The organism is Bradyrhizobium sp. 149 (genome assembly GCF_023073915.1).
Lineage (GTDB): Bacteria > Pseudomonadota > Alphaproteobacteria > Rhizobiales > Xanthobacteraceae > Bradyrhizobium.
Map to the genome: position 1 here is coordinate 538552 of NZ_JADPKK010000019.1, position 13376 is coordinate 551927.

The window sequence follows — 13376 nt, forward strand, 5'->3', positions numbered from 1 at the left end:
TTCCTCTCTCATATTTCCGCCTCAACTTTGCCGTTGAAGACGCGGGCCATGATCCCTGTATCCCTTCGCCGTTTCCTCGCCGGCGCCCTGCTGTTCGCCGGGCTCCTCACCGCCTGGCCGCTGGGGCCGGCGACCGCGCAGGACGCGGGGGCCATGCAGATCAATTGGGAGGTGCGCAACCGCTTCCGGCTGTTCCGCGAGGAGCGCGACTTCCTGCTCCATGTCGAGAACGCGCGTAACCGCAGCATCCTCGCCGCCGAGCAATCGCTGGAGCTCCAGAGCGAGGGCCGCGGCTGGGCCCGCAACATGGTCAACCGCCTCTGCATTGACCTCCAGGGCCGGGTCAACCAGCCCTGCAACCGCGACAATACGAAGGAAAACTACCTCACCCCGGTCGACCATCCCATCACTGTGCGCCTCACCGGCGCGGTGCCCGTCGGCGCAACCTGCGCCTGGTCGTTCGACGACGGCGACGGGCCGCAACAATCCACGTTCGACTGCGCCGAACCGATCAATCTGCGGGTCCGCTACGGCAAGCAGACCGTCGCGAGCGTCGACATCTCCTCCGGCTCCGATCCGACCCAGCGCGTCCAGACCGAGATCCAGGTCCGCGACATCTTCGTCGCTGGCCTCGGAGACAGCATCGCCTCGGGCGAAGGCAATCCGGACCGGCCGCTGGCGCTGTCGGATGAAGGTTTCTGCTTCCGCTCGTATCTCGGCACCGCCGGCGCGCAGTACTATCGGCCGAGCCGCGCCGGATATAAGGGCGGCCGCGCCTGCGAAGCGCCGGATACGCTCGCCAACTGGCAGCGCTACAGCGCGCTCTGGTTCAACTCGCCCTGCCACCGCTCGCTCTACAGCTACCAGGCCCGCACGGCGCTGGCGCTCGCGGTGCGCTACACCCATGTCGCGGTGACCTTCCTGCCGCTCGCCTGCACCGGCGCCAGCATCAGCGACGGACTGCTCGGCTCGCAGCGCGCCCGCGAATGCCCGCCCGGCAAGACCGGCGTCTGCAACACCAGCGTGAATGCGCAGGTCGCCGAACTGCGCGAGGCGCTCACCGCCGCCAGGAAGCGCCAGCCCGAGCGCACGCTCGACCTGGTGCTGCTCTCGGTCGGTGCCAATGACGTCTATTTCTCCGGCCTCGTCGCCGACGTGATCGTCGAGACCGCAACCGAGCGCGCGCTATTCCGCCGCTCCGGCGTGATGGCGAGCGTCGATGATTCCCGCGATGCGCTGGCGCGCGAGCTGCCGCAGAATTTCGTCAAGCTTCGCGAGGCGCTGAAGCCGCTGGTCGGCGGCGACCTCTCGCACGTGGTCTACGTCTCCTACGCCAACCCGGCGCTCGCCGATGGTGGCGTGCCCTGCCGCGGTGGCCGCGCCGGCTTCGACATCCATCCGTCCTTCAATGCCGATCCGCAGCGCCTCGCCCGCGTCTCGACCTTCGTCGACACGGAATTCCTGCCGCAACTGAAGGGGCTCGCGACCTGCACCCGCGGCGCATTGTGCCGCGATCCCGAGGCCGACCGCATGACCTTCGTGGATTCGCATCAGGCGGCGTTCGCCGATCACGGCTTCTGCGCGCACTCGGGCAACGATCCCGAGTTCGACCGCAGCTGCTTTGCCGAGAACGGCCAGAGCTTCAATCCTGACATCGTGAGCGCGGCGAGCCAGCCGATGCTGTGCGGCCGCGGCGCCTCCGAATTCCGGGCCTATTTGCCGCGCGCGCGCTGGATCCGCGACGCCAATGACAGCTACTTCGCCGCGATGACCTATCCGCAAGGCTTGCCGGCAGCGAGCCAGCCGACCGACATTCACGACGCGACCTGGGGCGTGCTCTCGGCCGTCTATGGCGGCGCCGTGCATCCGAGCGCCGAAGGCCACGCCGCGATGGCGGACGCGGCGCTGCCGGCCGCAAGCGCCGTGCTTGGTCTGGATGCGGTGCCGCCGGGCGTGACGCGCGGACTGCTCGCACCGCTCATGCCGGGCGCGCGGCAATAGCAGCGAGAGCGAGCTCTCTCCACATCCGTCATTGCGAGCGCAGCGACGCAATCCAGAGTCTTTCCGCGGAGGGATTCTGGATTGCGTCGCTGCACTCGCAATGACGAGATTGAGATCGCAAACTCATTATCGTTCCTCCTACCTGCCGTTCCATCAATCCAAAAGCGGCATCGATCGATACCCCCTTGAACTTGGACACCTTGCCGCGCGCGCCTCTAGGAGTCATCGGGAGGAAACGTTTCGAGTTTTAAGGAGGCGCGTAATGAGCGCAGTGATGTCCGCAGCGGACGTGAGGAGATCTCGCGTCAGGCTATTCATCGTGACCATGTTGTTCCTGGTCACGACCGTCAATTATGCCGACCGCGCCACGCTGTCGATCGCTGGCCCCGCGCTCTCCAAGGAGCTGCATCTCGATCCCGTCGCGATGGGCTACATCTTCTCGGCGTTCGGCTGGTCCTATGTGATCGCGCAGGTGCCGGGCGGCTGGCTGCTCGACCGCTACGGTTCCCGCCTCGTCTATGCCTTCAGCATTATCATCTGGTCGCTGTTCACTGCGATGCAAGGCTGGGTCGGCTTCTTCAGCGCCGGCACCGCGATCGTCGTGCTGTTCGGCCTGCGCTTCCTTGTCGGTATCGCCGAGGCGCCGTCGTTCCCGGCCAACGCCCGCATCGTTGCGGCCTGGTTTCCCGACAATGAGCGCGGCACCGCGTCCGCGTTCTTCAACTCCGGACAGTATTTCGCGACCGTGATCTTCGCGCCGGTGATGGGCTGGATCGCGCACGATTACGGCTGGCGCTACGTCTTCTTCGTGATGGGCGCGCTCGGAATCATCATGGGCGTGGTCTGGATCAAGACCGTCTACGGGCCGAAAGAGCACCCCGGCGTCAACGAGGCTGAATTCGACTACATCAAGGCAGGCGGCGCGCTGGTTGACCTCGACGCGCCCAAGGACGATCTGAAGGGTCAACGCACACCGGATTCCGGCCCGGGATGGGACCACATCCGCCAGCTGCTCTCCAATCGCATGATGCTCGGCGTCTATCTCGGCCAGTATTGCATCAACACACTGACTTATTTCTTCCTGACCTGGTTCCCGGTCTACCTGGTCAAGGAGCGCGGCCTCTCGATCCTGCAAGCCGGCTTCGTCGCGACCCTGCCGGCGCTGTGCGGCTTCGTCGGCGGCGTGCTCGGCGGTGTCATCTCCGACGCCATCCTGCGCAAGACGGGTTCACTGACCATGGCGCGCAAGATCCCGATCGTTGGCGGCATGCTGCTGTCGATGTCGATCATCGCCTGCAACTATGTCGACGGCCAGGCGCTGGTGGTCGGCTTCATGGCACTCGCCTTCTTCGGCAAGGGCATCGGTGCGCTCGGCTGGGCGGTCGTCTCCGACACTTCGCCGAAGGAAGCCGGCGGCGTCTCGGGCGGCCTGTTCAACACCTTCGGCAATCTCTCCTCCATCAGCACCCCGATCGTGATCGGCTACATCCTGGCCGCGACCGGCTCGTTCAACGGTGCACTGATATTCGTTGGCGCCAATGCGCTGGTGGCCGCATTCGCCTATCTCGTGGTCGTCGGCAAGATCGAGCGCGTGGTGCTCAAACGTTCCTCCTGAGGGCTCCCATGGGAGCTTGACCAGGCAACTTAACGGCGGCTTCACGGCCGCCGTCTTTGTTTTGGGAGTAATCGATGCTAGAAGTGCCGGGGAAACGCCTTATTCATCTAAGGCATGTATCGATGTTCGACCTTAATCAGCTCCGCTGTTTCGTCACGGTGGCGGAGGAATTGCATTTCGGCCGCGCCGCCGCGCGGCTGAATATGACCCAGCCGCCGCTGTCCCGGCAGATCCAGGTGCTCGAGCATATCATCGATGCGCCGCTGCTGGAGCGAACCAGCCGTTCGGTGCGCCTGACGCCCGCCGGGCGCAGCTTCCTGCCGGAGGCGCGGCGCATCCTGAAGCTCGCGGAAAGCGCCTCGCAGGTCGCCCGCCGTATCGCGCTCGGCAAGTCCGGCTCGCTGAAGATCGGCTTCACCGCGGCCGCGGCCTACGGCTTCCTGCCCGAGCTCGTCGCCGCCTGCCGCGCCAAGCTGCCGGAGGTGGATTTCTCACTGAAGGAGATGGTGTCGGGCGACCAGTTCGAGGCGCTGACCTCGGGCCAGATCGATGCCGGCCTGCTCAGGCCGCCGATCGCGCGCCCGGAAGTCGCCAGCCGCCGGGTCGTCGCCGAGCCCCTGCTCGCCGCAATCCCGAAAAAGCATCCGTTGGCGAATGCCGAGAGCATCACGATCAAGGATTTCGACAACCAGCCCTTCGTGATGTATTCGCCCTACGAGAGCCGCTACTTTCACGACGTGCTGGTGGCGCTGTTCACCCGCGCCGATATCCTGCCGCGCTATGTTCAGCACCTGAGCCAGATCCACTCGATCCTCGCCATGGTGCGCGCCGGCCTCGGCCTCGCCATCGTGCCGGCGGCAGCGGCGAGCCTGAAGATCGCGGACGTCCGCCTGCGGCCGCTGAAGCTGCGCACGCGCGTCCCGGTCGAGCTGTTCATGGTCTGGCGACGCGACGACGAAAATCCGCTGCTCTCGGCGCTGGTCAAAATCGCGAGCGAATTGTCCTCGGCGGAGGCGATGGAAGATTGATGCTGATTTCGCATTGGTCGATATAGGCTTTGGCTTGGACGCGCATCGAACGGTCTCCTAAACCACGGCCCATGGACGCGCAGGCTTGCGTCCTCCACAACACGAGACAAGCACGAGACAAGGGAGCAGCGCCCATGAGCAAGATGACCCCGCAGGAAATGGCCCAGAAGATCGGATCCGGGCTCCTGTCTTTCCCCGTCACGCCGTTCAAGGTGGATTACTCCTTCGACGAGGCGACCTACCGCGCCAACATGGACTGGCTGTGCGGCTATGACGTCGCAGGCCTGTTCGCCGCCGGCGGCACCGGCGAGTTCTTCTCGCTGACGGCGGCCGAGGTTCCGCAGGTCGTCAAGATCGCCGTGGACGAGACCAAGGGCCGCGTGCCCGTGCTCGCCGGCACCGGCTACGGCACCGCCACCGCGCGCGAGATCGCGATCGGCGCAGAAAAGGCCGGCGCCGACGGCCTGTTGCTGCTGCCGCCCTATCTCACCCATGCCGAGCAGGACGGCCTTGCTGCCCACGTGGAAGCAATCTGCGCTTCCGTGAAGATCGGCGTCATCGTCTACAACCGCGACAACGCCATCCTCCAGCCCGATACGCTGGCCCGCCTTGCCGAGCGCTGCCCGAACCTCGTCGGCTACAAGGACGGCATCGGCGACATCGAGCTGATGACCCGCGTCTACACCAAGCTCGGCGATCGCCTGACCTATATCGGCGGCCTGCCGACGGCGGAGACCTTCGCGCTGCCCTATCTCGACATGGGCGTGACGACCTATTCCTCGGCGGTGTTCAACTTCGTTCCGGAATTCGCCACCAACTTCTACGCCGCGGTGCGCAAGCGCGATCATGCGACGATCCATGCCGGGCTGAAGGATTTCATTCTGCCGCTGATCGCGATCCGCAACCGCAAGAAGGGCTATGCGGTCTCGATCATCAAGGCCGGAATGAAGGTGATCGGCCGCGATTCCGGCCCGGTCCGCCCGCCGCTCACCGATCTCACCGAGCAGGAGATCGCGGAAGTGGCCGCGCTGGTGAAAAATCTGCCCGCCATCCGATCGTCACAACAGGCTGCAGAATAAGAGGACAACAGGGAGGAGCGCGCGATGGCCGAGAATATCTCTGGCGCACCGGTCGTCACGGCGATGCAGGTGATCCCGGTCGCCGGCCGTGACAGCATGCTCCTCAATCTGAGCGGCGCGCATGCGCCGTTCTTCACCCGCAACATCGTCATCCTCACCGACAATGCCGGTCACACCGGCGTCGGCGAGGTGCCGGGCGGGCAGAAGATCTGGCAGACTCTGCAGGACGCCCGTGATCTCGTGATCGGCAAGACCGTCGGCGCGATGAACAACATTCTCGCCGATATCCGTACCGCCTTCGCCGATCGCGACGCCGGCGGCCGTGGCAAGCAGACTTTTGATCTCCGCGTCATGATCCACGCCGTCACGGCCGTGGAGTCGGCGCTGCTCGATTTGCTCGGTCAGCATCTCAACCTGCCCGTCGCCGCGCTGCTCGGCGAAGGCCAGCAACGCAGCAGTGTCGAGACGCTCGGCTATCTCTTCTTCGTCGGCGACATCAGCAGGTCAAAGCTCGACTACGTCAGCGGCGAGACGGGCAAGCCCGAATGGTTCAACCTCCGCCATCAGGAGGCTATGACGCCGGAGACCGTGGTGCGGCTCGCGGAAGCCACCCACGACCATTACGGCTTCGCCGATTTCAAGCTCAAGGGCGGCGTGCTGCGGGGCGAGCAGGAGATCGAGGCGGTCACCGCGATCGCCAGGCGCTTTCCGGACGCGCGCGTGACCCTGGATCCGAACGGCGCTTGGTCGCTCGACGAGGCTGTCAGCCTCTGCAAGGACATGCACGGCATCCTCGCCTATGCCGAGGACCCCTGCGGCGCCGAAGGCGGCTTCTCCGGCCGTGAGATCATGGCCGAGTTCCGCCGTGCGACGGGGCTACCGACCGCCACCAACATGATCGCGACGGACTGGCGGCAGCTCTCTCATGCATTGCGCCTCGGCGCGGTGGACATTCCGCTCGCCGATCCCCATTTCTGGACCATGCAAGGCTCGGTGCGCGTGGCCCAGACCTGCCGCGACAACGGCCTGACTTGGGGCTCGCACTCCAACAACCATTTCGACATCTCGCTCGCCATGTTCACCCATGTCGCCGCCGCCGCCCCCGGCAAGGTCACCGCGATCGACACCCACTGGATCTGGCAGGACGGCCAGGCGCTGACCAAGGAGCCGCTCCAGATCAAGGGCGGCAAGATCGCCGTGCCTGGTAGGCCGGGCCTGGGTATCGAAATCGACAGGGCCGCCATCGACGCCGCGCATGAGCTCTACAAGCAGCATGGACTCGGCGCCCGCGATGACGCTATTGCCATGCAGGACCTGATCCCCGGCTGGACCTTCGACGACAAGCGTCCCTGCCTCGTGCGTTAAGAAACCTTCAGGCATGATCCCGGAAAAGTGGGTACCGGTTTTCCGATAAGGATCATGCCCCCTTAGATAACTTGGAGGAAAACAACATGACTGCGATCCTGAAGAACTTCATCGGCGGCGAATGGGTCGATGGCTCCGCCGTCACCAGGAACATCAACCCCTCCAACACCAATGACGTCGTCGGCGAATACGCCAAGGCCGACAAGGCGCAGACCGAGAAGGCGATCGCAGCCGCCAAGGCCGCCTTCCCCGCCTGGGCGCAGTCGACGCCGCAGGTGCGCTACGACGCGCTGCACCAGATTTCGCTCGAGATCATCGCCCGCAAGGAAGAGCTCGGCCGCCTGCTCGCCCGCGAGGAAGGCAAGACGCTGCCTGAGGGTATCGGCGAGGTCGCCCGCGCCGGCCAGATCTTTGCGTTCTTCGCCGGCGAAGCGCTGCGCCTGATCGGCGAGAAGGGCGCCTCGGTGCGTCCCGGCCTCGACGTCGAGCTCACCCGCGAGCCGGTCGGCATTATCGGCATGATCACGCCCTGGAATTTCCCGATCGCGATCCCGGCCTGGAAGATCGCGCCGGCGCTCTGCTACGGCAATACGGTGGTGTTCAAGCCGGCTGAGCTGGTGCCGGGCTCGGCGCATGCGCTGTCCGAGATCATCACCCGCTCCGGCATTCCTGCCGGCGTGTTCAACCTCGTGATCGGCTCCGGCTCGGTGGTCGGCCAGACCCTGCTCGAGCACCCGGATGTCGCCGCGATCTCCTTCACCGGTTCGGTGCAAACAGGGCGCAAGATCGCCCAGGCCTGCGTGCTGTCGAACCCGATGAAGAAGTTCCAGCTCGAGATGGGCGGCAAGAACCCGCTGGTCGTGCTCGACGACGCCGACCTGAAGACCGCCGTCGAAGTCGCCGTCAACGGCGCCTATTTCTCGACCGGCCAGCGCTGCACCGCATCCTCGCGCCTGATCGTCACCGAAGGCATCCATGACCGCTTCGTCGCCGCAATGGCCGAGCGCCTGAAGGGCCTCTCCGTGGACGACGCGCTCAAGGCCGGCGTGCATATCGGCCCGGTGGTCGACCAGAGCCAGCTCGACCAGGACCTGCGCTACATCAAGATCGGCCAGGACGAGGGCGCCAAGCTCGCCTGGGGCGGCGAGCTGCTCAAGCGCGAGACGCCCGGCTACTACCTGCAGCCCGCACTGTTCACGGAAGCCAACAACAACATGCGTATCGCGCGCGAAGAAATCTTCGGGCCGGTGGCTACCGTCATTCGCGCCAAGAACTACGAGGAGGCGCTGGCGATCTCGAACGATACCGAGTTCGGCCTTGCTTCCGGCATCTGCACCACGAGCCTGAAATACGCCTCGCACTACAAGCGCAACAGCGAGTCCGGCATGGTGATGGTCAATCTGCCGACCGCCGGCGTCGACTATCACGTGCCGTTCGGCGGCCGGAAGGGTTCGAGCTATGGCGCCCGCGAGCAAGGCTCCTATGCCCGCGAGTTCTACACGACGGTAAAGACCGCCTATACCTATCCCGGCTAACCACGCGGAATACCAAATGGACCAGGACGTCGCAGCGAAAGAACAGCCCCGTTACATCAAGCTCAACGATCGCGACAACGTCGCGATCGTGGTCAATGATTTCGGGCTTCCCGCCGGCTCCCGCTTTGCCTGCGGGCTGACGCTGCGCGCCTTCGTGCCGCAAGGCCACAAGACGGCCCTGGTCGACATCACGCAGGACGCACCGATCATCCGCTACGGCGAGGTGATCGGCTACGCGCTTTCGCCGATCCTGGCCGGCGAATGGGTGGATGAAGCGCGCATCCGCATGCCGGAGGCCCCTGCCCTCGACAAGCTGGAAATCTCGACCGCCGTTCCCGCGCCGCTGCCGCCGCTCGAAGGCTTTACCTTCGAGGGCTTTCGCAATTCGGACGGTTCGGTCGGCACCAAAAACATCCTCGGCATCTCCTCCTCCGTGCAGTGCGTCAAGGGCACGATGGAGTATGCCGTGAAGCGCATCCGCGCCGAGCTGCTGCCGAAATACCCGAACGTCGACGACGTTGTGCCGCTGACGCATGCCTATGGCTGCGGCGTCGCCATCACCGCGCCCGACGCGGTGATTCCGATCCGCACGCTGCAGAACATCGCGCAGAACCCGAACTTCGGTGGCGAGATTCTGGTCGTCAGCCTCGGCTGCGAGAAGCTTGCGCCCGAGCGTCTGGTACCGGAAGGCGTCAGCAACGCCATCGTGCGCATGCAGGACGAAGCCTTCGACGGTTTTGGCGCGATCGTCGACGCGATCATGACCCAGGCCGAAACCCGCCTGAAAATCCTCAACAAGCGCACCCGGGAGACCTGCCCGGCCGCCGATCTCGTCATCGGTCTGCAATGCGGCGGCAGCGACGCCTTCTCCGGCGTCACCGCGAATCCCGCCGTCGGCTTCGCCGCGGACCTGCTGGTGCGCGCCGGCGCCACCGTGATGTTCTCGGAAGTCACCGAAGTGCGCGACGCGATCCAGCTGCTCACGCGACGCGCCATCAACGAGGACGTCGGCCGCGCACTGGTGCGCGAGATGGCCTGGTACGACTCATATCTGGCCCGCGGCGGCGCCGACCGCAGCGCCAACACCACGCCGGGCAACAAGAAGGGCGGCCTGGCGAATATCGTCGAGAAGTCGCTCGGCTCGATCGTCAAGTCCGGCTCGTCCGCGATCACCGGCGTGCTCGCGCCCGGTGAGAAGGCGACCCAGAAGGGCATGCTGTTTGCGGCAACGCCGGCGTCCGACTTCATCTGCGGCACGCTCCAGCTCGCCTCCGGCATGACGCTGCAGGTGTTCACCACCGGCCGCGGCACGCCCTATGGCCTTGCCGCCGCACCCGTGATCAAGGTCGCCACCCGCAGCGAGCTCGCGCGTCGCTGGAAGGACCTGATCGATTTCGATGCGGGAGGCATCGCGACCGGCGAGAAGACCATCGAGGAAACCGGCTGGGACCTGTTCCGCCTGATCCTCGACGTCGCCAGCGGCCGCACGCAACCCTGGTCGGATCGCTGGGGCATCCACAACGATTTGACGCTGTTCAATCCGGCGCCGGTGACCTGAGCGCCGCGCGCGGATGCTAACAGAACATCAAGAGGACGTCTCAATGTCCCGCATTACGACCCTGCGCACGATCCGCATTGAGGAACGACCGAACCTGATCTGGGTCGAGATCGAAACGGATGAAGGGCTCACCGGCCTCGGCGAAAGCTTTCGCGGCGCCCAGGCCGTTGAGGCTGCCGTGCATGAGCTCGCGGCACCGCTGGTGCTCGGCCAGGACTCCCGCCGCATCGAGGCGATCTCGCGCCAGTTGCTGACGCCCTATCTCGGCTTCCACAGCGTCAGCGCCGAGGTGCGTGCCGCCAGCGCCATCGACATCGCGCTGTGGGACATCAAGGGCCAGCGTCACGGCATTCCCGTACACGAGGCGCTCGGCGGCGCGAGCCGGCTCGACATCCGCGCCTACAACACCTGCGCCGGCTACGCCTACAACACCAAGAGCGCCAAACGGCGCGAGATCGGCACGGACGATGCATCGCTCGGTCCCTATGACGACCAGATCGCGTTCATGCGCGACGCCGGCGCGCTCGCCGAAAGCCTTTTGAGCGAGGGCTATGGCGCCATGAAGATCTGGCCATTCGACCCCTTTGCCGCCGATGGCGGACATTCGATCTCGCTCACCGAGCTCAAGACCGGGCTGGAGCCATTCCGCAAGATCCGCGACGCGGTCGGCGAGCGCATCGAGATCATGTGCGAGCTGCACAGCCTGTGGGGCGCGCAGGCGGCCGAACGCATCTGCCGCGCATTGGAAGACTACAATGTGTTCTGGGTCGAGGATCCCCTCGACAAGATGGACGATGTGCAGGGCCTCGCCGACCTGCGTCGGCGCGTCAAGACGCCGATCTGCGGTAGCGAGACCCTGGCGGGCGCTGCGAGTTTCCGCAATCTGCTCGCGGCCGACGCCATCGACGTGGTGATGCTCGACATCGCATGGTGTGGTGGCTTGAGCGAAGCGCGCAAGATCGCCGCCCTGGCAGAAGCCTACAACAAGCCGCTCGCGCCGCACGATTGCACCCGCCCGGTCGCGCTGATGGCGGGTCTGCATCTGGCGCTGCATGCGCCAACCGCGATCTTCCAGGAGGTCGTGCGTGCGACGTTGTCGACCTGGTACCGCGATCTCGTCACCGCGCTGCCGACCGTGAACAACGGCGTCGTGTCTGCGCCGCGTTCCCCCGGCCTGGGCCTTGCGCTCAATCCCGACGTGCGCCGCCGTGCGGATGCGGTGGTGCGAGAGTCCCGTTTCGGCGCGTAAGACACGCGCGAAACGTCACCGCGCGACGGCTCCCCCGAAACCGTCCGGAAACATTGGCGCCGTAAGTTTCTTTCACGCTTCGTCGCGGCGACATCATGCAATCAAATATATCCGAGCCTGGCGATCGAATGTTCGCACACAAGCGAACCTGTCGCGGCATCGCCGCGACAAAACCTCCGATTGCCATTTTTCCACGGAGATTTTCCAATGCGCGCTCTTTCGATGATTGCCGCTGCCGCTGCCATGATTGCCAACTCGGTCGGTGCATTCGCCGGCGAGCTTCCCTCTTACGAAGTGAAGTCCTTTCCGATCTCGGCGATGCAAGTGCAGGTGCTCGGCGGTGCCGGCGTCGAGGAGCAGTCGGCTGCGCCCGCGATGATCGTCGCAGGCATGCCCGCCTCCCCCGTGTCTGTGCCGTCGCCGCGCGTGAAGCGGCTTGCCAGCGCCGACACGGCGCGCGAGGCGCGCTGAACCTCCACCGTCATTCCGGGTTCGACGCTCTGCGTCGCCCGGGATGACGCTTCATTCTACGTCATGCTGCCCGGCATGAAGCAGCGCACGCGCGGATGGCCGTCGATATAGTGCTTCCACACCATGGTGCGGCCGATCTTGTTCGGCTCGGTAATGACGGCGCCGTCAGGCACGACCACCCATTCGCCGTCGAGATGCACGCGATAACGGCCCTGGTCGGATTCCCAGTCGACATCGGCAACCATATAGCCGTCCGCATCCGAGCAGCATTGGCCGTATTCGCTGTGCAGGCTCTCGAACCAGGGCTTTAACGGTGAGTTGGCGTAGCGCCCGTCGTCGCGCGCCAGCGCCGGGGTCGCTAGCGGTCCCAGCAGCGCAGCGGCACATAATCGTGCAAGTCGCATGTCGTCTTCTCGCGAATCGTAATCCTCGCAGCAGGGGACAGACGACGTCGTCCGCCTTCTGTGCCCTTCAGAAGGGCACAGAGACCACGACTCGCTCCCCAGCAGCTTTGCGACAGCTATGCAAATCCGGCGCCAGCGCGCATTCCGGGGAACTACTGGAGGGCGGCGGGCACGCGCTCGTCTTTCGACGGATATACCCGCTGCTCGTGCGCCACGATCTCCGCTGTCATCGCCGGCCGCATGCAATTGCGCACGGTCGTCACGGACGCCGCGTGCGAACACGGAGAACCTGCGGCGTGCTGGATTCCCCGCCTTGACGGGAAATCACGGCGCCGTGTGGAGCTACAGAAGTTCAGGCAGCACAGTACGCGAGGTAGGCCCTACTGCTTCGGCGCCGGCGCCATCATCGCGCCGCCCTTCTTCGCCGCGGGCGCGGGCAGCGGCTTGGTCGCGGCGGTCGCTTGCGCCGGGAGATATTTCGCGACGATCGCGGGATCGACCTGGGCGATGTTGGCGTCGGGAAGACGCGTCCAGGTCTCGTCCTTGCCGAACAGGGAGATGCCGAGAAAGCCGCGCATAGTCAGCGTCTGCCCGTCCGGGCTGACCGTCATCTTGGCCTTCCAGATGTTGCCGTCGCGCGGATTGACCACGTTGCCGCCGTCATACTTCAAGCCGTCGCGCTTCATGTCGCGGATGAAGGAGAGCCCGAGCACCGGCGCGTTCTTGCGATCGTCCGTGCATTTCGCGCAGACCTCGTTCGGATCGTCGCCGGGCCGCGGAAAGGTTTTTGCGATGACGCCTTCGAACACACCGCCGTGGTCGACGAAGAGAAACCATCCCACCGTCTTGCCGTCTTCCACCTTTTGCCAGAGGCCTGCGGCGGTCGGCTGCTGCACTTGCGCCGCAGCCGGGCTCATCGCACCGAGCGACATCGCCAGCGCGAGCAGCGAGAACAGCCGAAAGCTGAAAAAAAGAGTCCGCATTATCGTCACCTTGCTGAGCCAATCACCTTGCTAAGCCACCAACTGCAATGGCCGCAGACTACGGCGATTTCGCGAACTGTTCCAGCAC

Annotated in this window: 11 protein-coding genes; 9 read left to right on the forward strand and 2 right to left on the reverse strand. The window is 65.2% G+C overall.

All coding sequences use genetic code 11. The features are described 5' to 3' along the window. Positions 1-48: 48 nt before the first annotated feature. The 9 genes from IVA88_RS14370 to IVA88_RS14410 all read left to right on the forward strand — a co-directional run bounded on the left by IVA88_RS14370 (position 49) and on the right by IVA88_RS14410 (position 11901). On the forward strand, positions 49-2001 hold the full coding sequence (locus tag IVA88_RS14370) for a hypothetical protein (protein WP_247497881.1): 1953 nt from the start codon (positions 49-51) through the stop codon (positions 1999-2001). A gap of 262 nt (positions 2002-2263) precedes the next feature. Continuing rightward, entirely contained in the window at positions 2264-3616 is a 1353-nt protein-coding gene (locus IVA88_RS14375) for an MFS transporter (protein ID WP_247497882.1), read from the forward strand. Positions 3617-3738: 122 nt separating this feature from the next. Further along, positions 3739-4644: a LysR substrate-binding domain-containing protein gene (locus IVA88_RS14380; RefSeq protein WP_247497883.1), complete on the forward strand. Its 906-nt coding sequence runs from the start codon at positions 3739-3741 to the stop codon at positions 4642-4644. A 134-nt stretch (positions 4645-4778) separates the two neighbouring features. Beyond that, complete coding sequence (gene kdgD, locus IVA88_RS14385) at positions 4779-5723, forward strand: 5-dehydro-4-deoxyglucarate dehydratase (protein ID WP_247497884.1); 945 nt, start codon at positions 4779-4781, stop codon at positions 5721-5723. Positions 5724-5747: 24 nt separating this feature from the next. Next, a complete protein-coding gene (gene gudD, locus IVA88_RS14390; protein ID WP_247497885.1) occupies positions 5748-7088 on the forward strand; it encodes a glucarate dehydratase in 1341 nt (446 codons plus the stop codon). Between the two features lie 86 nt (positions 7089-7174). Next, positions 7175-8623, forward strand: coding sequence for an aldehyde dehydrogenase family protein (locus IVA88_RS14395; protein ID WP_247497886.1), 1449 nt, complete (start codon positions 7175-7177; stop codon positions 8621-8623). A gap of 16 nt (positions 8624-8639) precedes the next feature. Continuing rightward, a complete protein-coding gene (garD, locus tag IVA88_RS14400) occupies positions 8640-10181 on the forward strand; it encodes a galactarate dehydratase (RefSeq protein WP_247497887.1) in 1542 nt (513 codons plus the stop codon). 43 nt (positions 10182-10224) lie between these two features. Beyond that, positions 10225-11430, forward strand: a complete 1206-nt coding sequence (locus IVA88_RS14405) for a mandelate racemase/muconate lactonizing enzyme family protein (RefSeq protein WP_247497888.1) — start codon at positions 10225-10227, stop codon at positions 11428-11430. A gap of 207 nt (positions 11431-11637) precedes the next feature. Next, positions 11638-11901 (forward strand): hypothetical protein, encoded by a 264-nt coding sequence (locus IVA88_RS14410; RefSeq protein WP_247497889.1) that lies wholly within the window; start codon positions 11638-11640, stop codon positions 11899-11901. A gap of 56 nt (positions 11902-11957) precedes the next feature. Here the strand turns inward: IVA88_RS14410 and IVA88_RS14415 are convergent, their stop codons facing one another. Then, the gene (locus IVA88_RS14415) at positions 11958-12305 is read right to left on the reverse strand and encodes a hypothetical protein (protein WP_247497890.1); all 348 of its coding nucleotides are present in this window, start codon (positions 12303-12305) and stop codon (positions 11958-11960) included. Positions 12306-12685: 380 nt separating this feature from the next. Further along, a complete protein-coding gene (locus IVA88_RS14420; RefSeq protein WP_247497891.1) occupies positions 12686-13288 on the reverse strand; it encodes a DUF2147 domain-containing protein in 603 nt (200 codons plus the stop codon). Positions 13289-13376: the final 88 nt, after the last annotated feature.

Coding starts and splice junctions, on each gene's coding strand:
- IVA88_RS14405 (WP_247497888.1), top strand. CDS start 10,225: ATGTCCCGCATTACGACCCTGCGCACGATCCGCATTGAGGAACGACCG.
- IVA88_RS14370 (WP_247497881.1), top strand. CDS start 49: ATGATCCCTGTATCCCTTCGCCGTTTCCTCGCCGGCGCCCTGCTGTTC.
- kdgD (WP_247497884.1), top strand. CDS start 4,779: ATGAGCAAGATGACCCCGCAGGAAATGGCCCAGAAGATCGGATCCGGG.
- IVA88_RS14415 (WP_247497890.1), bottom strand. CDS start 12,305: ATGCGACTTGCACGATTATGTGCCGCTGCGCTGCTGGGACCGCTAGCG.
- IVA88_RS14395 (WP_247497886.1), top strand. CDS start 7,175: ATGACTGCGATCCTGAAGAACTTCATCGGCGGCGAATGGGTCGATGGC.
- IVA88_RS14410 (WP_247497889.1), top strand. CDS start 11,638: ATGCGCGCTCTTTCGATGATTGCCGCTGCCGCTGCCATGATTGCCAAC.
- garD (WP_247497887.1), top strand. CDS start 8,640: ATGGACCAGGACGTCGCAGCGAAAGAACAGCCCCGTTACATCAAGCTC.
- IVA88_RS14420 (WP_247497891.1), bottom strand. CDS start 13,288: ATGCGGACTCTTTTTTTCAGCTTTCGGCTGTTCTCGCTGCTCGCGCTG.
- IVA88_RS14380 (WP_247497883.1), top strand. CDS start 3,739: ATGTTCGACCTTAATCAGCTCCGCTGTTTCGTCACGGTGGCGGAGGAA.
- gudD (WP_247497885.1), top strand. CDS start 5,748: ATGGCCGAGAATATCTCTGGCGCACCGGTCGTCACGGCGATGCAGGTG.
- IVA88_RS14375 (WP_247497882.1), top strand. CDS start 2,264: ATGAGCGCAGTGATGTCCGCAGCGGACGTGAGGAGATCTCGCGTCAGG.